Raw genomic sequence first — 23,958 nt, forward strand, 5'->3', positions numbered from 1 at the left:
CGGGACATCTTCGACCGGCCGTAGAACACATCAACTACCGAGCATAGTAGTTCCTCGTGATGGCTGGAGCGCACGCGACCGAGCCGCTCGACGCGCACCGCGACGACCTCGGGGAACGGCTCCGGCCGCTCCCTATGATCTCCCTGGTGGAGAGCTGCTGACCATCACCGAAGTTCCCTCCGCCTGGTCCGGTGGCTGCGCCGGCCGAGGCGCGAGCCGGCCGCCGCGCTCGAGGCGGTGGACGGCGACCGCGCAGCATCCACCGACAACCATCAGCAGCGCCCAGGGAAGGGCGGGCAGCCCAGCGGTCCGGCCGGCGTCGAGGGCGACGCCGGTGAGCAGGTTGCCGGCGGCGATACCGATGCCGGACAGCGTGTTGTACAGGCCGTAGTAGGTACCGATCATGCGGTTGTCGGCGAGCGTGACAATGGTCGTCATCTCGAACGGATACACGATCATCGTTGCGACTGCGAGTAGGACAGCGGCGGCGAGCACGGGGAGCAGCGCCACGGCCTGCGTCAGCAGCGGCTGCGGGGCAACCCGCGATCCTTCCAGCTGGTTACCGTCGGCGGACGCGGCCACGGCGAGCGGCAGGAATGCCAGGCCCATCAGCACCAGTCCGCGGACCATGGCCTCTGCGGGGGTCCAGCGGGCCTTCGCCCAGGCGGTGAGTCGCACCTGGCCGGCGACGGTAAGCAGCCCGGACACGGCGAACAGCAGCATGACCCCGACCTCGCCGCCGGTCAGCCTGCGCACCTCCATCGGCAGGCCCAGGTAGACCTGGAAGGTGAGCACATACGACCCGATCATGGCGAGGGAGAACAGGAGGAACGGCCGGTTCGCCAGCGCCATGCGCCAGGCACGCAGGATGGAGTCCCGCATCCTGTCGTCGGCGGTGGCTTCGGCGGCGAACGGATCGGCCTTCCTCGTGGGCAGGGCCCGCACCTGCAGCACGGTGAGCACCAGGAACAGGCTGGCAGCGATGGCGCAGATCAGTCGGAAGTCGACGGCGAGCAGGGCGAGCCCGAGAAGGGGGCCGAGCAGGATGCCGAGCTGGTAGAAGACGTTGAACACCGCGAACGCCTCGACTTGCCGTTCCCCGGCTTCCTGGGCGAGGTAGGCGCGCACCGCCGGGTTGAACAGCGCCCCGGCAAAACCGGTCAGGGCCGAGGCGACTATCAGTGCCGGAATAGCGTTGCTTACTCCGAGTAGTGCGAAACCAGCCGTGCGCAAGGCGAGTCCCGCTATGATCATTGGTTTGAAGCCGAAACGGTCGGCGAGGCTTCCTCCGAGCAGGAACATGCCCTGCTGGCTCAGGTTGCGTACCCCCAGGACGAAACCCACCAGCCAGGCGGCGAGGCCGAGCGTTCCGGCCAGGTAGGTGGCCAGGTAGGGCATGAGCATGTAGAAGCCGATGTTGATGCCGAGCTGGTTGACCAGCAGCAGGCGGATCGGCCCGTTGAAGGAACGCGCTTGCGCGAGCGTTGTCCTCATGGGTGGCGCTCCCCGTGTCCGGCGAGCCGAGGATCGGCGAGCGGATCGACGACCCTCGCGCATCGGGTCCACCGGTCGACAGCCCGTTCGGAGGGATGCTCAAGATGGTCGGGATCTTGGGCGGGCACCATACCCAACAGTCCGTGTTCGGCGCAGAATCCGTCGTCGTAGACGGTGCTCCAGTATCGCTGCGGACCGTCGGGGAAGATCGCCACGATGCGGGTGCCGTTCGGTTCGCGCCGCGCCAACCAGGACGCCACCAGCGCGACCGCTCCGACGCTCCATCCACCACTGGCGAATCGTGCTGCCGCCAGCCGCCGGCAGGCCCACACCGCCTCGCCGGGCGCTACCCAGTGGACCTCGCTGAACTCCTGATAGGCGACGTTACGTGGATAGATGCTGCTTCCGAGACCCCGCATGAGCCGCGGTCCGTCTGGCTGCCCGAAGATCGTTGAACTGATCGTGTCGACTCCCACGAGGCGCAGGTCCGGAAACATCTCGCGCAACACGCGCGACACCCCGGCGCTGTGACCTCCCGTGCCGACGCTGCACACCAGCACGTCCACCCGGCCGACCTGCTGTGCCACCTCCCGTGCCAGTCCTTCATAGGCCGCCACGTTGTCCGGGTTGTGGTATTGGTCTGGGCAGTACGCGCCGGAATGCTCGCCGAGCAGTGCCTGGACCCGGTCCCGCCGGGCCTGCTGCCAGCCCCCGGTCGGATGAGGCCGCTCGACGATCTCTAGCCGAGTGCCGTAGGCGGTCAGCAGGCGGTGCATGAGCGGTTCCAGGCCCGGATCGGTCACCAGGATGATCGGGTGGCCGTAGACGATTCCTGCCAGGGCCAGCCCGAGCCCCAGTGTGCCGCTGGTCGACTCGACTACCGCGCGGCCAGGAGCCAGTTCGCCGCGTTCTCGGGCACAGGCCACCATGTGCAGGGCGGGCCGGTCCTTAATGCCACCCGGATTGTGACCTTCCAACTTCGCCCAGAACCCGCCAGCACTACCGAAACAGACGTCGGGAATCCAAAGAACTGGCGTGTCGCCGACCACGCTCGCCGGGGAGTCTGCCATCGGCGGCGTACCGAGCGGCTGGCCCGGGACCGGGGGGATACGTGTAACGACGGTTTTCCGCATAGCGGATATCCTTCACAAGTGAGAGCATCGCGAGATGGTGGAATACCGAACGCATTCGCCGGTTGCGGTCCACATTTTCGCGCCCCCGTCAGGGGGCTGCGACGACGAGCCGGCGCGGGGTCGGCATGCCACCTACTCAACTTCGGCGGTGGCGACCACGCAGGTCACAGCACGCAGGGGCGATCAGACGTCCGTACTCAAAGCGAGGCGAGTATCAGGTTCGCAGCACACACAGCTGTGCCAGCCGACACGGGAGGCGGTCAGGAGCAACCGTCTGGCGCCGGAGGCGGGGACAGCCGGAAACGAACAAGACCAGGGCGGACAGCAGGAAGACGGCTGCAGCCAGCGCGAACACCGAACCCACAGCGGGGATCAAACCCGTGGCGCCCAAGAGAACCAGATCGGCGATCCGGTCAGGGCAATGGAATTCGCCATCATGATGGCTCTCTGCGCCCACCGCGGATGAAGCATGAGGGCGTTCTCCCACGCTCACGAGGCTGGCGCCGCCCAGCGCCTCAAAGCCGCGCGCCGAGTGCTCCGCAGACCCGCACAGCAACGCCGAGAGTAGCGAGCTCGCGAGCGCCGCGAGCAGGAGGAGAGCCGCGACGGATCGCCATCCCAGCATCCTGTCGCGACTGGCCATCACAGCGCCAGGCTATCTCACCGAGAGCAAACGGCCGGCACTGTCAGGCCACCGAGCCCGGCCTGACCACAACGGCCACGATTGTCGCTGCCCCGGAAGAGGTAGTCCAGACGTGGATAGCCTCCCCGAAGCTCGTCCAATGCATGGAAGGTAGGCGCCTGCGCCTCTTCGTCGCCGGCGCCGGTTACCAATATTACCGCTTTGCCTGAAAGTGGCAGGCAGCCCATCGGCGCCGCCAGGAAGGGAAAGCCGATGGGCCGGCCGCTGGCTCCTAGTTCGTCACGTAGGACAGCACAGTCATCATTCCTGCCGCCTGATGGTAGGAATTGTGGCAGTGGACCATCCACTGGCCGGGATTGTCCGCTTGCAGGTCGACCGTGACCGTCTGCATCGGTGGGACAATCACCACGTCCTTGCGGGCTCCATACGACGTTGGCGGCTGTAGGGCAAAGGTGTGCCCGTGCACATGCATCGGATGGTTCATCATCGTTGTGTTTCGGAAGACCAGCCTGAGGCGTTCACCTTGACGCACCTGCAGAGCGGACCGATTCTCGAAGGTCCGACCATTGATCGTCCAACGGTAGCCGACCGCATCAGCACCGAGATCGACGTTCAGCACCCGATCCGGGGGGCGGGCCGGAAGGACGTCGTTCGGCACGGGGGTGAGGTCGCGGTAGGACAGCAGGCGGCCGTTCAGTTCGGCTGGTCGTACCGCTGGATCTGGCATGCTTCCTGCCGCCGTGCGCAGCACGGCCATCGCCATGCCGTCCTTCCCCTCCGGAGCGGCGAAAATGGGGAAGGTCCCGGTGTCGGCCGTGATGACGACGTCGTAACGCTCGCCCATGCCGATCAGCAGCGTGTCGACGGTCACGGGCTGGACTGGCCTTCCGTCGGCGTCGGTGACGGTGAGCTGATGACCACCGACAGCGAGCCGGAAAACCGTGTCCGACCCGGCGTTGACAAGCCGAAGGCGGACCCGCTGTCCGGGCCGGACGGCGAGTGTGTAGGGGACCTCCGGTCTGCGACCGTTGATCAGATAGGCCGGATACTGCACATCCCCGGAGTCCGCTTCGCCCGGACCCATGCCGCCGGTGTGCGGGTCGCCGGAACCCGTACCGTCCATCGAGCCGTGGTCCATACCGGGCATGCCGGTCGAGTCGCTGCCCTTGTCTGACATGCCAGCCATGCCCCGGGCTCGTAGATCCGCGAGCACCTGGTCGGGGGAACGTCCGAGACCGTCGGTCCAGTCGTCGAGCATGAGCACCGCGTCGGCATCGTCATCACCTCGGACCGCGGGATCCTCGACGATCAGCGGTGCGTACAACCCCCGGTCGAGCTGCGTACCGACATGGCTGTGGAAGAAGTACGTACCCGGATGGGATGGGACGACGAAGTCATAGGTGAAGGTCCCGCCCGGCGCCACCGCTGGAGGGCCGCCCGCACCAGGCGCGCCGTCCATATCGTTGCGTAGCTCGAGGCCGTGCCAGTGCAGCGAGGTTTCGGCCGGGAGACGGTTGTGCAACGTCACCCGCAACCGGTCGCCCACCCCCACCCGCAGCTCGCGGCCAGGCAGGACGCCGTCGAGGGTCCATGTGTTCACCTTCCGCCCGCCGATGTCGACCGTCGCCTGACGGGCGGTGATCTCCCGAGTGACGGTCCGACCGGACACCGGACGTGCCCGTTCGACATCGGTCACCTGCTGCGACGATGGGGATACGGATGTTTCGTGGGTGCTGCTCGTCTGGTTCACGACCAGACCGGTAATGACTGCTACGGCCGTGACGGTGACGGCCACGAGAAAAGTGAGCAGCCGGCGGCGGGTGGACCACCGGGACACCGGTGTCCTGGGTCTGTATGAGGACATGCCGATACTCCAGACGTATCGCGGGATCCGGCGGGCGTGGAAACGCCCGGCCGCGTGAGCAGGATCGGTCCCGGGGAGCTACCGGGTCCGACCCTTTACGTCCGGAGAACGCACAACTGTGCGAGTGAAGGAGTCGGTGGTCGCGATCGGCAGGGCATGAGCGAATCTCGTGCGCTGAGCGGCGCATCATCCGCCGTCGATCGGCCGGCGCGCCAGGCGCCGAGGACGAGCAACGACAGCACCAGCACCGCCAGCGCCAGGCAGACGCCGCCGGCGTGTGCTGCCATCCCATCCCGATCAGTCAGCGCGGGGAGGCGCACAGACTCCTGGGCGCCGACCATGTCTGAGCGGGACTCGGCCGTCATGTGGACGGCATGCTGGTCTGGACGGATGACAACGTCGTCGGCGGGCCGGCCGGCGACGAGGGTCGCCATGGTGTGGATAGCGTGCACGTCTCCCACCGGCGGCTCGATCGCCACCGGGGCCAAGCCCATATGCATGGCGACGACACCGACCAGCACTGCCGCTGCGGCGACAGCGAGCCCTACGGACCGCCATGCGGCAGGCCACCGGTCTCTGCTCGGCTGCCTGCCCATGGCCGAGCCCATGCTGCGAGCTTCGTCCGGGGCCGTGACACCCACCTCCTACCATGCATAGTACGACCTGCCTACCGTCGACTATCCGATCTAGATGACGGCGCGCCGGAAGCGCAAGGATGCTCCACGATCATTGCCGAATAGGACCAGCTCACCGCACAGACACAGCTGGGTGCTCGCAGGGAGGGTACCCTGGGAGGGTATGTCTCACGCTCCACGAAAGGGCCGGAAGACTACTACCCAACGTCGTGAGTGGCGTTGGCGTCGACGCGGCCCGCGAGACGAAATGGAGCCAGTCGTGCAGCAGCATCGACCGGACGGCCCTCGCGACGACGGTTCGACCGCCGTCCTGGAGGTCTCGGGGCTGCAATGGGCGACCGAGAAGGCACGCGTCGAGTCGGTGCTGGGACGCCAACCGGGCGTCATCGAGGTAGTGGTCAACCCGGTCGCACAAACCGCGGCGGTGCGGTTCGACCCGAAGCGGACGTCGGCAGCCCGGCTTGCCGACTGGGTACGTGACTGTGGGTATCACTGCAGGGGTCAATCTGTACCGCAGCATGTCTGCGATCCGCTCGCCGAACCGGTCCACCATCACGCCGGGGCACCGGAGACGCCGGTGGGCTCGCCGCACGACGCGATGGGTCACGGTGGACATGGCGGGATGTCGATGGCGGCGATGGCCGCGGACATGCGTAACCGGTTCCTGGTGGCCGTGGTCTTCTCGGTGCCGATCCTGTTGTGGTCGTCGATCGGCCGGGACGTGCTGGGCTTCCACGTGGCTGCGCCGTTCGGGCTTCGTGACGACGTGTTCCAGCTGATCCTGAGCCTGCCGGTGATCGGCTGGGCGTCATGGATCTTCTTCGACGGTGCGGTGCGGGCGTTGCGGGGCCGGACCCTGGACATGATGGTCCTGGTGGCCGTCGGGATCGGTACCGGTTGGACGTACTCGCTGGTCGTGACGTTGACCGGCGGTGGTGACGTCTTCTACGAGGCGTCCACCGTCCTGGCCGCGTTCGTGCTGCTCGGGCACTGGTTCGAGATGCGCGCTCGCGGTGGCGCGAACGACGCGATCCGCACCCTGCTCGAACTGGCGCCGGAGCGGGCCCTGGTCGTCCGGGACGGCGAGCCGGTCGAGGTGCCCACCTCCGAGGTCGTCGTCGGCGACCTGCTGCTCGTCCGCCCCGGCGGAAAGATCGCCGTCGACGGGCTGGTCGAGGACGGCGAGTCCGACGTCGACGAGTCGATGGTCACCGGGGAGAGCCTCCCCGTGCACAAGGCTGCCGGCGCCGGGGTCATCGGGGCCACCATCAACACCACCGGCACACTGCGGGTGCGCGCGACCAAGGTCGGCGCCGACACCGCCCTGGCCCAGATCGTCGCCCTCGTCCAGCAGGCGCAGAACAGCAAGGCGCCGGGGCAGCGCCTGGCCGACCGGGCCGCGTTCTGGCTGGTGCTCGTCGCCCTGTCGGGCGGTCTCGCGACACTGCTGGTCTGGCTACTGGCCAGCGACCGGCCGGCCCGGGACGCCGTCCTGTTCGCGATCACCGTGGTCGTCATTACCTGCCCGGACGCGCTGGGGCTGGCCACCCCGACCGCGATCATGGTGGGTACCGGGCTCGGCGCGAAGCGCGGGATCCTGTTCAAGAACGCGACCGCGTTGGAGTCCTCGGCGCGTATCGGTGCCGTCGTCATGGACAAGACCGGCACCCTGACCAAGGGCGAACCCGAGGTCACCGACGTCATCGTCGACGCCGGCGGTATCACCGAGGACGAGCTGCTGCGGCTCGTGAGCACGGTGGAACGCGAGTCCGAGCATCCGCTGGCCGCCGCCGTGGTCCGCCACGCCGACGCCCAGGGCGTCGCGCGGGCGCGGGCGGAGGGGTTCGTCAATGTCCCCGGGCACGGCGCGGTCGCCACCGTCGACGGCCGGCGGGTCGCGGTCGGCAACCTCCGGCTGATGGCCCAAGAAGGCATTCGGCCGGGAGACCTCGGCGAGCGCCGCGACGCTCTCGCCGCCGGCGGCCGGACCGCGGTGCTCGCCGCCGTTGACGGCCGACCTGCCGGGGTCATCGGGCTCGCGGACGCCCCGCGGCCGACGGCGGCCCAGGCCGTGCGGGCTCTGCACGAGGCCGGGGTCGAGGTCATCATGCTCACCGGCGACAACGAGGCCACCGCGAACCGGATCGCCGGCCAGCTCGGCATCGACACCGTCATCGCCGAGGTCCTCCCCGGCGACAAGGCCGCCACGATTGCCAAGCTCCAACAGGGCGGCCGGCGGATCGCCATGGTCGGCGACGGCGTCAACGACGCCCCCGCGCTCGCCCAGGCCGACCTCGGCATCGCGATCGGCGCCGGCACCGACGTCGCGATCGAGACGGCCGACGTGGTGTTGATGCGCTCCGATCCCCTCGACGTCCCGGCCGCCCTGCTCATCGGCCGCGGCACCCTGCGCAAAATGCGCCAGAACCTGGCCTGGGCCGTCGGCTACAACGCCATCGCGCTCCCCATCGCCGCCGGCGTCTTCGAACCGGCCTTCGGGCTCGTCCTGCGGCCCGAGATCGCCGCGGTGTCCATGTCCGGGTCCAGCATCATCGTCGCCGTCAACGCCATTCTGCTCAAACGCCTCCGACTACCGGGCACCCTCACTACCCCCTCGACGACACCGACGCACTCCGCTGGACGTACAGCGCACACCCCGTCGCTCACCCGCTGAGCCATGTACACCCGCCAGAATCAGGCACATGTGACTGGCTGGAGGTCATCCTCTGGGGCCCGACGATCGGCGCGCTCCGCGCGCAGCCCAGGCAGCCCGCTCACGATCTGACACCCCTGGACATGCCCGGAGGCAAGGGGTCCTGTGAACCTGGGACAGGACTCGGAGAGCCCGGAACCACTGAGAGCCGACCCGATCAACTACGGCTCGTAGTAGGCCGGGGTGCAGATGCTAGGCGCGCAAGGCAAGGCCGGCGGCCTCCTGCGCTCGCTGCAAGCAGTCACCGGTCGCCCCCTGTACTCCGCGCCCGACGGGAGCGTTCGTGCGCTTCGCGGAACTTGGCCCTCTACAGGGTCCCGCGGGCCGCGTCCCTCGTGATCCCCACGCCTGTGGCGGGCCAGCGGTCAACCCCGCCATCGCGGCTCGGCATCTGTTGCCAGTTGTCAACTCGCCCCTCTCTTCCTACTATGGTGCGTAGTGGTAACGTGTTACCGCCAAGCAGCATCGGACCGCACGCCGAGTCCTGTCCCCGGTCCGGTGGCCCCTCCATGCGCAGCCGGGACAGGAGCGGGGGAACCACGTTTCTCCGGGCGTCCCGTCCTCGACGGCCGCCCTCGGGGTGAAGCCGGACGTCGTTGTGCGTTCGGCCGGGCTTCCCGCCCGAACCCGACAGCTCACCTCGCAGGCGTCTGGGAAAGGGCTCACGTGTATTCGGCCGAAATCTGTTCCTCCGAAGGGCGATCTGCAAGATCGGGGCGGGGACGACACCGTGCTTCCTCTTACGCCAGGTCACTGCTCGCGCGGACCTCTACCCGGACGACCGTGGCCGTGATCACCACGAGCACGATGGCGATATCCGGTGTCGCCATGGCCAGCACCTTCGAAGGCTCCCCCGCTGACCCGGAAACCGGGGAAACGAGGGTCGCCGCGGGCGCTCTCGGCGCCGCGGTGGGAAGCAGAACCGTCACTCCCGCGGTCCGAACGTCGCTGGTGCCGCGCCAGAGTGCTCCCGCCATCGCGACCGCACGAGCTTCGGCGTCCCTCGCCCCAGCCGTCGCCGACCTGACAGTCGATGCCGACGAGCCGACCGAGGTCGGATTCCGGCTGACCGACCAATCGGGCAGCGCGGTAGCCAACCAGGACATCCTCGTGCAGGCCCAGTTTTCGACGGGGTGGACGACGTTCAAGATTCTTCGGACAGATGGGCGCGGCTATGCCGGCTATACCGCGAAGGTCCTGACCACCACCCAGGTCAGGGCCTTGTTCGCCGGCAACGACTCGTTCGGGACCGCGACATCTGGGCCGGCGATCATCCGGGTCCGCCCCCGGCCGCAGCCGACTGCGCCGATGACGGCGTCACCAAAACCTGCGTCCAGGGCCGAGACGCGAACCGCGGTCACCTCTACTGAGTCTGCGTCCACGCCTCCCGGACCTGCCACCGGGGCGACGAGCATCGGGGAAAAAGCGGTCTACCTGGCGTCATTGCACGCCGGCAAGCCATACGTATGGGGTGCGACCGGACCGAGCAGCTTCGACTGCTCCGGCCTCGTGCAGTACGTCTACAGGCAGCTTGGTAAGAGCCTTCCCCGTACCACCGACCAACAGTACGCGGCGACCACCCGCATAGCGCAGGGCTCCGAACAGCCAGGTGATCTCATTTTCTTCGGGCAGCCCGGCGGCATCTACCATGAAGGAATCTATGCGGGCGACGGAAAGATGTGGGCCGCCCCGAAGACCGGCGACGTGGTGAAACTCTCAAAGATTTGGACGTCGTCTTACTCCGTCGGCCGCGTTCAGTAGTAACACGGTTGGTCAGGACTCCGAGTGTCTCCCGGGCTGGTGGTCGGGCAGGCACTGAGCGGAAGCCCGGACCACGGTGGGAACGGGATGGTCCGAGCCGATCGCCCGTCGGAAGTGGAACGGTGGTGGCCCTCTGCCTGGGGAGGACCACCACCGAGCGGGGCTGGGCGTGCTGCGCGCGGCTGAACGTCATACACGGATCCTTGGGTCAGCAGGCACATCCGCCGCAGCTGCAGGCTGCGGCGTCTCCGGCCGCCGCGGGGCGGCGGCGCTGGTGCAGTTCCCAGAACGCGACCGCGAGCACGACGATGCCGACCGAGACGGCGACGAGCGTCTGGTTCAACGCCGCGGCGACTCCGTCGGTGAGTAGCCCTTCGCGGATAAGCAGCAGGAGCGCGCAGCACCCCGGGTCAGGCGCAGTGGTAGCCGAGGTCGCTGAGGGCGGGTAGGGCAATGGCCGCGAGAGGCAAGAAGAGGAGCGCAGCGATCCACAGCGCCCGCGCCGCGACCGCGGGAGCGCCGAGTGGTTCTCGTGCGGCGAGCAGGCGCAGGACTCGCTGGCGCACGGCGGTGCCTCCTCCCATGCCCAACGCGGTGGCGGGTGGGGCGGCGAGACGCAGGACGGCATGCGCGACGGCGTCGCGGGGGCAGTGTCGCGCTGCGCCGTCGTCGGCGGCGAGTTCGACGAGCCGCCGCAGTTCGCCGTGCGCATCGGCGAAGAGCGGGACGAACCCGAACGCCCGAGCAAGGACCACCGCGCCGGTGATGACGAGGTGATGACGGCCGTAGAGATGCGTCCGCTCATGAGCTATCACCGCGTGCAGCTCGGCGGGTGGCAGGGTATGCAACGCTCCGGCGCTCAGCACGACGGTCCCGCCTCTTCCCGGCAGGCAGAACGCGCTGGGCTGCGGATGGTCGAGAACGAACACGTCAAGCGTCGGGAGGAAACGGCCCACGAGACGGACGTCGCGGCGGTGACGCAGTCGCGCCCGACGCTGCACGAGAGTCACGCCGACGGTGGCATATCCGAGTCGAAGCAGCACACCGACGATGCCTGCGGTCCCCACCGTCCGCGATACGGTCCAGGTCAGAGAGGGCAGGTGATGGTCGGCCCAGCCGCACCACTGCACCGGCAGGATGAGTAGGTCGCCGAAAGTGTGCGCGGGCACGATCAGCAGCACGAGGGCAAGGAGCACGGCGAGGACGGCGGACACCCCGGCGGCGAGCCACATGGTGATCGCGAGCCGGGGTGCGCGGGACGTCCAGACTGCCCGCCTCAACGGATGCGGCAGTCCATAGACGACGAGCAGGGCGTAGACCGCCAGCAGGGCGGCGATCATGCTGGGGATGCCGAGTCGCCGCCCCGCATCCGCCGCGCCTCGTGCCACTGCACGGCACTGCGCAACGACTCGTACTCCGCCGCGCCCATGGTCTCGACGAAATGGAGCAGCGCCAACCCCCGGTCCTCCGTCCCGGAAAGCACCTCGCTCATCAACCGCGCAGTGTAGGCGCTGCGGCTGAGCGCCGGCTGGTACCGGTAGGACCGGCCCGACCGCTCCCGCCGCAGCCAACCCTTGCGAAAGAGCCGATCCATCACAGTCATCACGGTCGTGTAAGCCAGAGGACGAGCGAGCAGCCCACGGACGTCGCGCACGGTCACCGGCCCCCGGGCGGACCAGACCCGGTCCATGATCTCGGCCTCCAGGTCACCGAGCTGCTCCACCACGTCCGTTTCCTCTCACATCCAGCCCCCGAAACGGCGATCAGTGCCGCTACGGCGCTCTTCGAGCCAACCACATGACCGGCGTTCACCGATCAGGAGTGGCCGTCACGCTCCCAGGCGAGACCGCGTCCGCGAGCCCTCCGACCATCTGACGTCCGAACCATGGTTCCTGACCTCAGTAGTAGTGATGGCAGGTCGGCAATCGTCGCCTCTCCGCCGCTTCTTCCACTCTTCGATGATGCTCCGGCGTTGGGGGGCCGTCCGTTCTCGCCCGATCTGCTACATGTCATAGTAGTACGTATCGGATGGGGGCCAAGGAGGATTGCGGATGGATCGCACTGGTAGGGACGGTCTACCGGCTCGAGACAGCGGGCACGCTGGTGACTCGCGCCTCCTGCGGGGCGCCGAGCAACTCCGTCTACGCTCAGCACGCCTGACACCGGCGCGACGCCGAACGGCGACCCTCGCTCTGATGACCACGGGCAGCTTCGCTGCCGCATCCACCGGCTTCGCCCTGGCCACCTCCGACACCGTCCCGGCGATGCCCTCCACACCGGTCACCGCGGCAGACATGATCGGCCGCCCGCATCCGCCCACGCAGCACGACAAGGCCACACCGCCGGTCGGCGCGATCGCAGCTCCGGCCACGGCGTCCAGTTTCACCGCCCTGTCGATCACTTCCGATCGTTCCACGATCACGCCGAACTCGCCCGTGATCTTCACGGTTCGTGCGGTCAGTGTGGACCGGCAGGCCCCGCTCGCCGACGAAACGGTGCGGATCGCGGTCGTCGACGGCCCGAAGTGGAGCACCACCGCTCGGCTACGCACCAATGGCGCGGGCGAGGCATACATCTCGGCCCGGCTGCTGTCCACCACGACGATCACCGCCGTGTTCGACGGATCGGACGCTCTGCGTCCCTCCCTCGCCGGTGCGGTGACCGTCACCGTCACCGCACCGGCCCCCTCGCAGCAGACCCGCACAGGCACCTCGAGCTCGACTGCGGTTACGCCTTCCGTGGTGAGCGAGGTTCCTGCGAGCGGGATCGGCGCGAAGGCCGTCTACCTCGCCTCACTTCAGAAGGGCAAACCCTATGTCTGGGGCGCCGCGGGACCGTATGCCTTCGATTGCTCGGGTTACGCCCAGTACGTCTACAGGCAGCTCGGCCGGAACCTGCCCCGTACCGCCCAGCAGCAGTTCCAGGCCACGATCCGCATACCCAAATCCGGCAAGCAGCCCGGTGATCTCATCTTCTTCGGCAGCCCTTCCAACATCACCCACATGGGTATCTACGCCGGCAACGGCTACATGTGGGCCGCCCCGCAGTCCGGACGCACCGTCAACCTGCAGCCCATCTACACCTCCACCTACTGGGTTGGCCGGGTCCGCTAACTCGCCGATCTCGCCCCGGCGCAGAAGGATCGGACCCGTCACCTGCGAGCCGACCAGCTTTCCGTCAGGCAGACTGGACCCGTGAGCGCCCGGCCCCACGGCAAGACCGTCACTGCCGGGCTGGCGCCGTTCCTGCTCGTCGTACCCGTCCTCCTCGGCATTCTGCTCATGCATGGCGGACTATCCACGCACCTGGGCCACGACCGCCATGCCACCATCACCGAGCAGGCCGGGGCGTCGGTGATGCACGAGGCCGACGTGCCCGCATCCCCGGCCGCTTCGTCGGCGACTCATCCCAGGCAGCGGCAGGTCATGACTCCGTCCACGACGGGGATGGGTCATGATGGGCACGGCGGTGAGATGTGCCTGGCGTTCCTACGCCTGATGATCCTGCTGGTCGTCGCGTTGCTGCTCACCCGGTTTCTCTCCTCAACATCGGTGCGACGAGCAGCCCTCCGCACTGCCTCCCCCCGCCGTGGGAGAGCACCCCCCAGCCGACCAGCGTTCCAACTGCCCCTCCGCCTCTCACTCTGCGTGCTCCGCCTGTAGACCGACACGTCCTGCCCGGACCTGACGGGCTTCTCCGACGTGCCCCGAACTCCTTCGGGATACAGGCATCCAGCAGACGAGGAACCAGCATGAAACGACTGATACTGCTCATCGTGACGACCCTGGCCGCGATCGTTCTCGCCGCCTGCGGCAGCGACGGAAGCAACGGCACCATGAATTCCGGTACCGCCGATCACAACGCCGCCGACGTCACCTTCGCCCAGAACATGATCCCCCACCACCGGCAGGCCGTCGACATGGCCGACTTGGCCGGAACCCGCGCCAGCAACCCGGAGGTGAAGGCCCTTGCCCGCCAGATCCGCGCGGCGCAGGCCCCGGAGATCGCCACCATGGTCGGCTGGCTGAACGCCTGGAAGCAGCCCACCACACCCCCCGCCGCCAGCGGTTCCGAGCACGGTATGGGCGACCACGGCTCAGCTACCATGATGCCAGGCGACGCCATGACCGGAATGATGAGCGAAGAAGACATGGCGAAGTTGAAGATGGTGACCGGATCATCCTTCGACCGAATGTTCCTCACCATGATGATTGCGCATCACCGAAGCGCTGTCGCCATGGCAGCCACAGAAATCCGGGACGGGCGCTACGCCCCGGCGAAACAGCTCGCCGATAGCATTCAGAAGAACCAGACCATAGAAATCACCACCATGGAGAATCTGCTCACCAAGATCTGATTGCCGGCCGGGTGGTGGCCGCGGACGAGGGTGGGGCCACCACCCCTGCCTACCAAACACGGTCGGAGATCCACGCACGGCGAACCTCCATGTGTCCTGCTCCTCGCCGCCGCCATCGCAGCAAGGCCTCTCGCCCAGGCAAGCTGCCGGCCGACGGCCGGTTGGCGACCGTCACGGATGAGGCTGGACGTCACGTCGTCGACGTCACCGTCCTCGCGGACTTCGCGAAGGATCTGCCTACCGGCGCCGGCGGAGCAGTCGGCTGGGCATCGGATCGTTCGATCGCCTCGACCCGTACCAGACCGCCGACGTGTGCGGAGTTCCCGTCTATCCGCTGCAGGAACTTGGCGACCATCGCGGCCAGTGCTCCGAGGCCGCGATCAGGCACTTCGCCCTCACCCGGAGGACGAAGTGGTCGGCGGCCCTCGTCGCCGCGGGCACCAATCGGATGGTCATTGATAGCGCGTCGCACGAGCAAGTGCGGCGACGCTCAAACCTCGCCCATGAGATCTCGCACCTCGTCCTGGAACACGAGTTCGACACCCTCCTCCTCACGGACGACACCTCCTGCTTCACAGGCGAGGAGAAGGAGGCGATGTTCCTCGCTCGTGAACTACTCATCCCGGAGGAAGCAGCGAAGTGCGCCGCGTTCAGAGGACTCACCAACGAGGAAGTCGGAGTCCGCTTCGACGTCAGCCTTCAGTTCGCCCAGTGGAGGATGTCGGGACCCCGCGTCTACGCGCAACGCGCCCTCTCGCGCCAAGACAGCGCCTCGTGACACCGAACCCACGCCGCGACACTCTGTCGCCGAGACCGAACCTCGAGTGCACCGCGGCTACCCTGGCCGTCGGTCTGCGGTCGGCAGCCCGTGACTCGGCCGCACCGACGCTCAACGCAGGGTCGCCCGATACGGAGCTTGATATGTGGCACGCCCACCATCACGAGGTCGGTGACGGTGCCGACCGTCCGGGTGTCCCCTTGTCGACAGCAGCCCGAGCATCGCGGCGCAGCTGGGCCACCAGACTGCGGGCGGTGCCCGCGCCGACGTGGAGCCGCTTGCGGAGCGTCTCGGCGGAGATCGGGCGGCGGTGGAGCTGCCAGTGCAGGACGTCCTCAGCGCGTGCCCGGTGAAGCAGATCCTGGTACCGCGCGCCAGACCTGTTCCCGTCGTTCGTCACCTCGGCGGACGGCACTCCCTCTCCGACCCGCTGACGAGCCAGCTGCGGAACCACTGGCTGAACCGCCCGGATCGACGCGGACGAGTCGCTCGTCGCCTCGCCGTCCAGCGTTGATGTGCTCGCCTGCATGGCCTGGAGCAGGCTGGGCCCTACCTCGGCCCAGCCGATCAGGAGGAGCGGTCCGACGGCATCGAACGCGGCTTTGCCGTAGTGGCCGGCGATGAGGGGTTCCGCGATGTTCAGGGCAAGCGTTACAGTGCTAGAGAATATGAGCAGACGCCGCGCCGACCGAACCACCCCTGCGGGCCCGCCGTGCAGGACGAGGTGGCGTGTGCCGACCAGAAGCGCCACGACCGAGAGGTCCACCGCCGGCGCCACGAGGAACGCGACATACGTCGGCACCCCTAGGCGGATACCGAGCATTGCGACGTTCCCGAACGCGAAGAGGAACGTCAACCCGACAACGATCCCCACGATCATGGTCACCAGGCGGACCGGAACGCCCGGACCCGCCAGGTGTGCGGAACGGGTGTTCGAATCAGTGGATGATATCTTCGGCCGGACGTTCACTGGACATCGTCCCTGGTCAGGAGCCTCTTGGAGACCGGGCGGACGGTGATTTCAGGACCCTGAACCAAGATCAGACGGTTCTTATTGTGGTGCGTTAGGTCCACCCCGCAGCGTGACGAACCGCCTGACCTGCAGAAACAGGTTGGTTCGCACGTTGTGGACGTGCTCGTGCCCGCCGAAACTGCAGGTCGGCGGGCAGGGCAGGTGGTTCGAGCCTCCTTTGGCTCCGTAGCAGTCGAGTCCTGTCGGTAGTCGCCGCGGCTGGGACTGGGTCAGCATGCGGGTCGTTCGCGGCCTTCGGTGCGAGAGCCGGCAGGTCCGTGGTCGGGCTCCTGCTTACCAAAGTTCGTCCGCACGGCCCCGACCTGCATTGCTGGGCGGTGCAGTCGGCGAATATCGCCCGGATGCTGGGCCTGCGGAGGTTCGTCGCGGACGAGCCGGAGGAGCTGTGACGACGCTGGGACACCTGACGGCCCGGGGCCAGGCTCGATGCCACGCCGCCGACAGCCCCTCCCGCCAGGCAGGTGGAGGCGACGGCGGGGCGGCCCAGGGGACGGGCGCGGGGAACCGAGATGACCTATCCGCCGATCGACGTCCGGCGCGAGGGTCACCTGTATCGCCCTCACGCGGAGACAGTACGAATCGGACCCAGACGCCCACGGACTGTCGATACCGTGTGGGCGAAATTGGCGCGCGGGCGAGCGCGGGACAGTCGGGTGCGTCGGTGGCGATGAAGGTACGGGTGGGCAGGTACGCCTACCTGTGGGAGGGCGCCGAGCCGCTCGTCCCGGGCGACCGCGTGCTCCTGCCCGAGAGCTGGCTCAGTCGTACGATCCACGGCCCCGGGCCCTTCGAGGACACCGTGACCGCCGTCGGAAGCGACTACGACGGGCCGATGTCACGGGTCATTGCCAAGATTGGACGGGATCCGGACTGGAGACGACTGGAGACCGCCGGAGCCGGACATACCACCCGCGCCCCTCGTCTCCCTCGTCCACGAAGGCCGGTACCAGCAGGCGCTGGCCGAATACGACCGCCAGATCGACGAATGGCGCCGGCGTGCCGGTGGCACGGCTTCCGATCCGGTGACCGTCGAGCGGGCCAGGCTCGTCACGTGCCCGAAGTGCGGTGCCCCCGAATCAAGCCCGTGCATGGACGTCCGCGCGGCGCTTCGATCCTGACGCCGCGCACGGCGGGTGCCGGGTAGCGGGCCGGCGGCGTCGGCCCCGGGTTGCCGCCCGGATTTTCCCAGGATCTGGCGGTCGCGCGGTGGCCGTTGCGATGCCTGTCGCGATGGTCGGGAGGATGCGTCGGCCGATCGCGATGGTCTCCGTGATATCAACGGCGATGTCCCGTCGGATGCCAGTGGCGCCCACGCTGAGAAGGTTGACCTGGCGTCGCGACGCCGCCCACGTGTAGAACTGGCCGCAGAGACCTCGCGGCGGCCCGCGGGGCGGCGGGTTTGGCCGGCGGCGCTTCGGCTGTCGAGGATGCCGCCTGGTCGAGCGCTGTCGGCACCGGGGAGAGTTGCACGCCAGTGGAGCGAGGGTGCCGGCGTCGAAGCGGCGCAGGTAGGCCCGCCAGCACACGTCCAGATCTGGGGCGTGGGGGCCGGAGTGCCACAGCCACATGGTCCGGTGCGGACTGCGACCGTCGGGTAGCCGTTCCACCCGCACTTCGACGACGCTGCCCTCGATGATCGGTAGCCGGGTGAACAGCTCATCTCCCAGGCGGGCGAAGTAGCCCGAGCGCGCCACTCTCTGGTGCATGCGGTGCCAGGCCCGGACCTCGACCCGCCCGTAGTTGGTCGTGTCGGGCACGATCAGTAGCTGGTCGGGGCGGCGCAGGTTCACCTTCGCGGCGAGGGCGAACCGCTGGCCGTGGACGCCGTTACGGCCGGGGCCGGGTTTACGGGGGCCGGGGCGGCCGTCGTAGAAGACACGGTCGCCGGCGATCCGTACGAGTGTCTGGACGGGCAGGTCACCCAGAGCATGGGTCAGCGCGGCGGCCGCGTATCCCTGGTCCAGCACGAACATCGGTGCAGCCTGTTCGGGCCGTGTGCCCAGCCGTCGGGTGAGGTCGCGGATCTGTTCGGCTGTCGAGGCCACCGGGCAGGAGTCCTGCGCGAGGCGGCGGGCGTCGACGGGCAGCGTCCACGATGAGCGGCCCCACTCCAGGGCGGTCACCCACTGGAACTCCCAGCCCGGCACAACCTTGCGGTCGCCGTCGCAGCGGCACGGCGCGTAGTGCAGGCCCCGATCCGGGGAGCACTCGGCGTTCGGTCTGGGAAAGGTCGTCGCATCCACACCGAAGATCAGCGGGCCGTCGGAAGGGAGCTGGTCGGCCAGCAGGTCCCGCAGCCGTTCCTCATTGATAGCGCCCTGCGCCAACGCGTCATACAGGGCTCCGTGGCCACGGCGGAACACCGACGCCAGTGACAACTCAACCAGGGACGTCACCGGACCTTCCGTGCAGATCACCGCGTCCGCCAGCTCGAACAGCGTGTCCGCCCGAGCGTCCAGACAGTCGTAGAACCCATCACGGAAACGAGCCAATGTAGACAACGATTCGACATTGGCGTTCTCGCGCAGCAAACTCACCTCTACGACCTTCACGTGGCCCAGGTTGGCCTCGACAAGGAGACACGATTACGCGAAGGCCGCCCACCTGTCCGGCAAACCCGCAGATCCACCCAAAGTCGATCTTGTGGTGGTTAAATCTCAAGCTTGGAACTGATCTCCGAGAGCGCGGATTCCAGCAGGAAACCCGGCAGGTCATAAGCGAGGCGTTCACCATGCTGGTGCCACTGACCTCGATCAAGGCCGCATGCGACCTGCTCGGGATGTCACGGGCAACGGTGTACCGCCGGCGTCATCCCGCACAATCCACCGAACGCCCACCCCGGGCCCCGGCCATCCACCCGGCGGCACTCGACGGCACCGAACGTGAACGGCTCCTGGAGCTCCTCAACAGCGACCGGTTCGTCGACAAGTCCGCCGCCCAGGTCTGGGCGACCCTGCTCGACGACGGCGTCTACCTGGCCAGCGTGTCCACCATGTACCGGCTGCTGCGTGCCCGACACCAGACCGGCGAGCGGCGGGCGCAGGCCGCCCACCCCACCCGGAAGAAACCGGAACTACTCGCGACCAGACCCAACGAAATCTGGAGCTGGGATATCACGAAACTCACCGGACCCGTCCGCGGCGTGTACTTCGACCTGTACGTCATCCTCGACATATTCTCCCGCAAAGCCATCCACTTCGAGGTCCATCCCACCGAGAACGGGGAACTCGCCAAAGCCTTCCTCGAACACGCGGTCACCGCGAACGGCGGGCTCCGGCCGAACGCCGTCCACGCCGACCGCGGAACCTCGATGACCTCCCAGCCGGTCGCCGCTCTCCTGGCCTATCTCAACATCGACCAGAGCCATTCCCGTCCGCATGTCTCGAACGACAATCCCTACAGTGAAGCGAACTTCAAGACACTCAAGTACTGTCCTGCTTTCCCGGGACGTTTCGGTTCCCTCCAGGACGCCCGTGTCTTCTGTGAGGTCTTCTTCAGCTACTACAACAACGAGCACCGGCATTCGGGTATCGCTCTGCACACCCCGGCCAGCGTCCATGACGGCACCGCCCACGAGATCCAGGCCCGGCGGGCCCAGGTCCTCGACGCCGCCTACCTCGCCAACCCCGAGCGGTTCCACCGCCGGCCAACTCCGCCTGCGCTGCCGACCAAGGCGTGGATCAACCAGCCCCCAGCGATCATCGAGACCGAGGAGACGCTACCCACGGACCAAGCCGCCTGATGTCTCACCGGGATTGACAGGCTCCGTGTCGACGCCGCCCGAGAGAACAACCGGATCGAAGCAGACCACGGCCGATCGAAAGCCCGGCTTCGCCCGATGCGCGGAGGGAACTCCTCGATCACCCAAACATGATCGATCGATCACAACAAACCACCGCCAGTTACGCCGAGGGAATACCGAGTATTACAGACCGGGTGGTCCTGTGGGTGATCTACACCTTGCTTCGGCCGCTGCCATCCGCGGTCAGTAGGAGCTCTTGGCCGTCCCGCGTGCCGCCAACTTTGGTCCGTAAGGGGCAGAATCCAGCCATGCCCCAGCCTTGGACCCCGCTACAGCTACGGCCGCAGCGGCACGCCGCCGCAACCAGACCGAAGGGCGGTGTGCCAACATATGCTCCAACGCCGCACCGGCACAGGACCGATTGTACTGAGCCGCTTCCTTCCGCTCCGCCTCGAATCGCCGGATTTCCGCCGCAGCAGCCTCGGGACTGGCGGCCGACAACGCTTCGCATACGGCGTGTACCGCTCGTATCGCGTCTGGGATGCTGGAGTTCATGCCACGCGCACCAAAAGGGGCGAAAAGGTGAGCAGCCTCACCCGTCAGCAGTACCCGGGAGTGGTCGTCGGTAAATCGATCGGCCAACTGCTGGGCGAACCGGTAAGTCGACACCCAGCGCACTCGCTCGCTGTACGACTCGGGCATAACCCGGGGGATCCAGTCACGCAGACCCTCCGGCGAGGTGAACTTCTCCGCCGCATCATTCAGCAGGAGGTTAAGGTCGACCCGCCAGCCGCCCGCGAATGGAACGAGTAGCACATTCCGGCCGTCGACCCTCGGGTGCTTGTAGTGGAACACCCGCTCAAGCGGCATAGGCTGAGCAGGGTTGTCGTCGAGATCGACTACCACAAAAGTATTTCGAGATCGCGGCCCCTCCAGACGGCTGCGGATGGCGGATCTTAGCGCCGACCGCGACCCATCCGCTGCAATCACATAATCCGCCTCCCACGCGGCGCCCGCGGAGTCCACCAATCGAACGCCGTCCGGAGAGCTCTCCGCCGACGTCACCTCGACACCCCAGTGGAACAGCACACCGCGATCCCGGCATGCGGCGGCCATGAGATCCTCCGTGCGCACCTGTGGAAGACTGGTGAACGGCGGCAAACCGTCCCGTTGCAACGGCGGGTAGGTTCGGGTGTAGATCTCCCGCCCGGCCCAGTACGACCGCTTGGTGGCCCACATCACGCCGTGGTCAGCGATTTCCTGTCCGAGTCCAGGACGAAGTTGTTCCAGTGCCCGCAGCGATGCCCCGTGCAGATAGGCGGCGCGGCTGCCTGGCCGAACCGTCCCCTGAACGCGGCGGTCCAGGACCGTCGCGGGCATACCTGCGGCCCGCAATGCCAGTGCAGCGCTGAGTCCGGCCGGTCCAGCGCCGACGACCAGCACGCTATTGCGGAGCGTCCGACCGGGATCGGCGGTGCTCACTTACTCCTCCTCCGCTAGGTGGAGCGTCTCGGAGGTGAAGGAGATGATTCGGCCGTTGAGGCCGCCGGTCAGCGCGGCGTGCCACAGCGCGGTGCGGATTCCGGTCGCATTGCGCCGCAGCACCAACTCCCGCTCCGGGGAGGTGAGCTCAAGATAGTCGCCGATGCGACGGAGATCCATACCTGCGCCTTGCGCGGTGCGGACCAGGGGTTCAAACTCCGGCACGTCGAGTATATATAGCGCGAGCGTCACAGGGCCGACTCCTCTGCGTTCTTGCGCACAAGTTCAGCCTTTCGCTGCCACAACGCCTCAGCCGAGGGATGAGGGAAGTCGACTATGTCGACAAGCGCTTTCAACGTCAACTCCGCATCGCGGACATCGATATCCGACATCTCGCGTATCGGCCGAGTGATCTCCAACTGGATGCCGTTGGGGTCATCGAAGTAGATCGACTCGATCAGCTCGTGCGCCAGCGGTGTACTGACCCGGACTCCGTGTGCCTTGAGTCGGGCCCGCCAGATCAGCAATTCCTCCTCAGTATCGACGTGAAAAGCGAGGTGTCGGGAGCGGTGCATCAGATCGCTCGGCGGCTCCTCTCCGGGCAGGCCAAAGTAATAGAAGAACGCGAGCCGGTTTCCTCTCCCCAGATCGAAGAAGAAATGCACAAAATCCGGATAGTCCGCAGTGACCCACCCGGTGGCCGTGATTGCGTGCACCAGGGGCATCGCCAGCACTTGGGTGTAGAACTCATAGGTCGCCCGCGGTCTCCAGGTGACAAAAGCCAGATGATCAACCCCGTCGACACGCAGGCCGGGCTGACCGGCCGGTGAGCGGGGGGACGATGATGCAGTTGCCACATGATCCTCCTGGAGACTGGGCGGCGGAAGAAGTGCGGTCCCGGTTCGGTTCAGCGCCCTTGGGCGGGGATGCGCCCACGCAGCGACGTACCGGAGACGAGCGCCCCGATCAGTAGGACTCCCCCACCGACGAGCAGTGCGATGCGGGTGCCGGTGGCGTTGGATGAGGCCACGCTGAGGATCACACCGAGAACGGCAACACCAAGGGAGGCCCCCACTTGACGAGCGGAGTTGAGCGCTCCCGCGCCGATCCCGGCGAACTCGACCGGCACAGTGCTGGCCACGCCGGCGACCAGGGCGGGCAACGTGAAGGAGATTCCGAACCCGAACACCAGTAGACCCAGCACGGTGGCCGCCAGCGCGAGGCCCGAGTCACTGGTGAACGGCGCCTGGATCAGTGCGCCGACCCCCATGAGGACGAAGCCGATCGTGGCTGGACGACGCGGACCGATCCGGCCGACCAAGCGCCCGGTGAATATCGGGTTGACGGCGGTGGGGAGGGTCAGCGGCAGGAAGGCCAGACCAGCGCTGAACGCGGAGTACCCGCGGGCGTCCTGGAAGAACAGGGACAAGACGAACAGGAGTCCCGACAGGCCGAAGTTGGCGAGTAGTCCGGCCACCAGCGCAGCCGAGAAGCCACGGCTGCGGAACATGCGTGTCGGCAGCATCGCCGCGTCGCCCGCCCGCATCTCGGCTCCGAGAAAGACCGCCGTCGCGGCCACCATGATCGCGAAGGCGGCCAGTACCTCGGCGGCCCCCCAGCCCTTGGCCGGGCCCTCGACCAGCCCGTACACCAGAGCGGCCAGCGCGATGACGCCGCTGATCTGCCCGGGCAGATCCAACCCGCTGCGCTGCTTACGCGCGGTCTCCGGTGCCAGCCGCACCGTGATGATCAGACTGATCAGCGCCAACGGCACGTTGACCAGGAAGATTGCGCGCCAGCCGACCGTCTCGGTCAGCACGCCGCCCACCACCGGACCGGCGGCAAGTGCCGCGCCCGTGATCGCCGCCCAGGATCCCACCGCGCGGGCACGCTCGGCAGGATCGGTGTAGGCATTGGTGATAACAGCGAGTGAGGACGGGAGCAGCAGCGCGCCAGCGGCGCCCAAGGCCAGCCGGAGCACCACCAAGACGGGAAGAGTCGTCGCGGCGGCCGAGACGCCGGAGAGCACCCCGAACGCGAGCAGTCCCCACAGGAAGACGCGCCTGCCGCCGAAACGATCCGACAGCCAGCCCGCAGTGAGCAGCAGGGCGGCGAAGGTCACAGTGTAGCCGTTACTGACCCACTGCAGTCCACTCAGCCCGACGTGCATGCTTCGAGAGATCGCGGGGAGCGCCACCGAGACGATCGTCAGGTCCAGCAGGACCATGAAGTAGCCGAGCGAGAGCCCGATCAGTAGGGTCCGCGAGGGCCTGCCGAACCGCGCTGGAGCCGCGGCAGGCGGCGATCCCACCTGCATTGCCAT

General features: G+C 67.5%; 21 protein-coding genes, 1 pseudogene and 1 riboswitch. Of the genes and pseudogenes, 8 read left to right on the forward strand and 14 right to left on the reverse strand.

The window, feature by feature from the left end; translation table 11 throughout:
• Positions 1-132: 132 nt before the first annotated feature.
• From NBZ83_RS04190 to NBZ83_RS33640, 5 genes are all read right to left on the reverse strand, one after another.
• On the reverse strand, positions 133-1,494 hold the full coding sequence (locus NBZ83_RS04190) for an MFS transporter (RefSeq protein WP_256790076.1): 1,362 nt from the start codon (positions 1,492-1,494) through the stop codon (positions 133-135).
• Complete coding sequence (locus NBZ83_RS04195; RefSeq protein WP_306281909.1) at positions 1,491-2,564, reverse strand: PLP-dependent cysteine synthase family protein; 1,074 nt, start codon at positions 2,562-2,564, stop codon at positions 1,491-1,493. The genes NBZ83_RS04190 and NBZ83_RS04195 overlap by 4 nt, the downstream gene beginning before the upstream one ends.
• Positions 2,565-2,841: 277 nt before the next feature.
• The gene (locus NBZ83_RS04200) at positions 2,842-3,270 is read right to left on the reverse strand and encodes a hypothetical protein (RefSeq protein ID WP_261574369.1); all 429 of its coding nucleotides are present in this window, start codon (positions 3,268-3,270) and stop codon (positions 2,842-2,844) included.
• A gap of 271 nt (positions 3,271-3,541) precedes the next feature.
• On the reverse strand, positions 3,542-4,939 hold the full coding sequence (locus tag NBZ83_RS04205; RefSeq protein WP_261574370.1) for a multicopper oxidase family protein: 1,398 nt from the start codon (positions 4,937-4,939) through the stop codon (positions 3,542-3,544).
• Positions 4,940-5,229: 290 nt separating this feature from the next.
• Positions 5,230-5,742, reverse strand: a complete 513-nt coding sequence (locus tag NBZ83_RS33640; protein WP_368861361.1) for a DUF6153 family protein — start codon at positions 5,740-5,742, stop codon at positions 5,230-5,232.
• 286 nt (positions 5,743-6,028) lie between these two features.
• On the opposite strand from NBZ83_RS33640, the gene NBZ83_RS04210 reads away from it, so the two are divergent.
• Both NBZ83_RS04210 and NBZ83_RS04215 read left to right on the forward strand, forming a co-directional pair.
• Positions 6,029-8,443: a heavy metal translocating P-type ATPase gene (locus NBZ83_RS04210; RefSeq protein ID WP_256790070.1), complete on the forward strand. Its 2,415-nt coding sequence runs from the start codon at positions 6,029-6,031 to the stop codon at positions 8,441-8,443.
• A gap of 544 nt (positions 8,444-8,987) precedes the next feature.
• Positions 8,988-9,146, forward strand: a riboswitch (cyclic di-AMP (ydaO/yuaA leader).
• Positions 9,147-9,271: 125 nt separating this feature from the next.
• Positions 9,272-10,243, forward strand: a complete 972-nt coding sequence (locus NBZ83_RS04215; RefSeq protein ID WP_261574371.1) for a C40 family peptidase — start codon at positions 9,272-9,274, stop codon at positions 10,241-10,243.
• A gap of 208 nt (positions 10,244-10,451) precedes the next feature.
• Here NBZ83_RS04215 and NBZ83_RS04220 read toward each other — a convergent pair whose 3' ends face one another.
• From NBZ83_RS04220 to NBZ83_RS04230, 3 genes are all read right to left on the reverse strand, one after another.
• Entirely contained in the window at positions 10,452-10,586 is a 135-nt protein-coding gene (locus tag NBZ83_RS04220) for a hypothetical protein (protein WP_256790068.1), read from the reverse strand.
• Between the two features lie 67 nt (positions 10,587-10,653).
• Positions 10,654-11,583, reverse strand: a complete 930-nt coding sequence (locus NBZ83_RS04225; protein WP_055751209.1) for a M56 family metallopeptidase — start codon at positions 11,581-11,583, stop codon at positions 10,654-10,656.
• Entirely contained in the window at positions 11,580-11,969 is a 390-nt protein-coding gene (locus NBZ83_RS04230; protein WP_498041039.1) for a BlaI/MecI/CopY family transcriptional regulator, read from the reverse strand. The genes NBZ83_RS04225 and NBZ83_RS04230 overlap by 4 nt, the downstream gene beginning before the upstream one ends.
• Before the next feature lie 568 nt (positions 11,970-12,537).
• Between NBZ83_RS04230 and NBZ83_RS04235 the strand changes: the two genes are divergently transcribed.
• From NBZ83_RS04235 to NBZ83_RS04250, 4 genes are all read left to right on the forward strand, one after another.
• Entirely contained in the window at positions 12,538-13,356 is an 819-nt protein-coding gene (locus tag NBZ83_RS04235) for a C40 family peptidase (RefSeq protein WP_261561823.1), read from the forward strand.
• Between the two features lie 81 nt (positions 13,357-13,437).
• Positions 13,438-13,905: a DUF6153 family protein gene (locus NBZ83_RS04240; protein ID WP_256790065.1), complete on the forward strand. Its 468-nt coding sequence runs from the start codon at positions 13,438-13,440 to the stop codon at positions 13,903-13,905.
• Between the two features lie 89 nt (positions 13,906-13,994).
• Positions 13,995-14,600 carry a DUF305 domain-containing protein gene (locus NBZ83_RS04245; RefSeq protein ID WP_055751211.1) on the forward strand — a complete coding sequence of 202 codons (606 nt, stop codon included), beginning with the start codon at positions 13,995-13,997 and terminating at the stop codon, positions 14,598-14,600.
• Positions 14,601-14,910: 310 nt separating this feature from the next.
• Positions 14,911-15,378 (forward strand): ImmA/IrrE family metallo-endopeptidase, encoded by a 468-nt coding sequence (locus NBZ83_RS04250; protein ID WP_256790063.1) that lies wholly within the window; start codon positions 14,911-14,913, stop codon positions 15,376-15,378.
• Between the two features lie 160 nt (positions 15,379-15,538).
• On the opposite strand, the gene NBZ83_RS04255 is transcribed toward NBZ83_RS04250, so the two are convergent.
• Together NBZ83_RS04255 and NBZ83_RS04260 are read right to left on the reverse strand one after the other, a co-directional pair.
• Positions 15,539-16,258, reverse strand: a complete 720-nt coding sequence (locus NBZ83_RS04255; RefSeq protein ID WP_261561953.1) for a hypothetical protein — start codon at positions 16,256-16,258, stop codon at positions 15,539-15,541.
• A 1,229-nt stretch (positions 16,259-17,487) separates the two neighbouring features.
• A complete protein-coding gene (locus NBZ83_RS04260; protein ID WP_261568422.1) occupies positions 17,488-18,948 on the reverse strand; it encodes a transposase in 1,461 nt (486 codons plus the stop codon).
• A gap of 194 nt (positions 18,949-19,142) precedes the next feature.
• Between NBZ83_RS04260 and NBZ83_RS04265 the strand changes: the two genes are divergently transcribed.
• Together NBZ83_RS04265 and NBZ83_RS04270 are read left to right on the forward strand one after the other, a co-directional pair.
• Complete coding sequence (locus tag NBZ83_RS04265) at positions 19,143-20,153, forward strand: IS3 family transposase (protein ID WP_261568423.1); 1,011 nt, start codon at positions 19,143-19,145, stop codon at positions 20,151-20,153.
• Positions 20,154-20,180: 27 nt separating this feature from the next.
• Positions 20,181-20,258, forward strand: a pseudogene (locus NBZ83_RS04270) (IS6 family transposase); the annotation flags it as partial.
• A 138-nt stretch (positions 20,259-20,396) separates the two neighbouring features.
• On the opposite strand, the gene NBZ83_RS04275 reads toward NBZ83_RS04270, so the two are convergent.
• The 4 genes from NBZ83_RS04275 to NBZ83_RS04290 all read right to left on the reverse strand — a co-directional run bounded on the left by NBZ83_RS04275 (position 20,397) and on the right by NBZ83_RS04290 (position 23,958).
• Complete coding sequence (locus NBZ83_RS04275; protein ID WP_261568424.1) at positions 20,397-21,635, reverse strand: FAD-dependent monooxygenase; 1,239 nt, start codon at positions 21,633-21,635, stop codon at positions 20,397-20,399.
• On the reverse strand, positions 21,636-21,815 hold the full coding sequence (locus NBZ83_RS04280; RefSeq protein ID WP_261568425.1) for a hypothetical protein: 180 nt from the start codon (positions 21,813-21,815) through the stop codon (positions 21,636-21,638).
• A 68-nt stretch (positions 21,816-21,883) separates the two neighbouring features.
• Positions 21,884-22,492 carry a VOC family protein gene (locus tag NBZ83_RS04285; protein ID WP_261568426.1) on the reverse strand — a complete coding sequence of 203 codons (609 nt, stop codon included), beginning with the start codon at positions 22,490-22,492 and terminating at the stop codon, positions 21,884-21,886.
• A gap of 50 nt (positions 22,493-22,542) precedes the next feature.
• Complete coding sequence (locus NBZ83_RS04290; protein WP_261568427.1) at positions 22,543-23,958, reverse strand: DHA2 family efflux MFS transporter permease subunit; 1,416 nt, start codon at positions 23,956-23,958, stop codon at positions 22,543-22,545.

Origin of the sequence: Frankia gtarii (genome assembly GCF_025403375.1) — a bacterium.
Classification (GTDB): Bacteria; Actinomycetota; Actinomycetes; order Frankiales; family Frankiaceae; genus Frankia; species Frankia gtarii.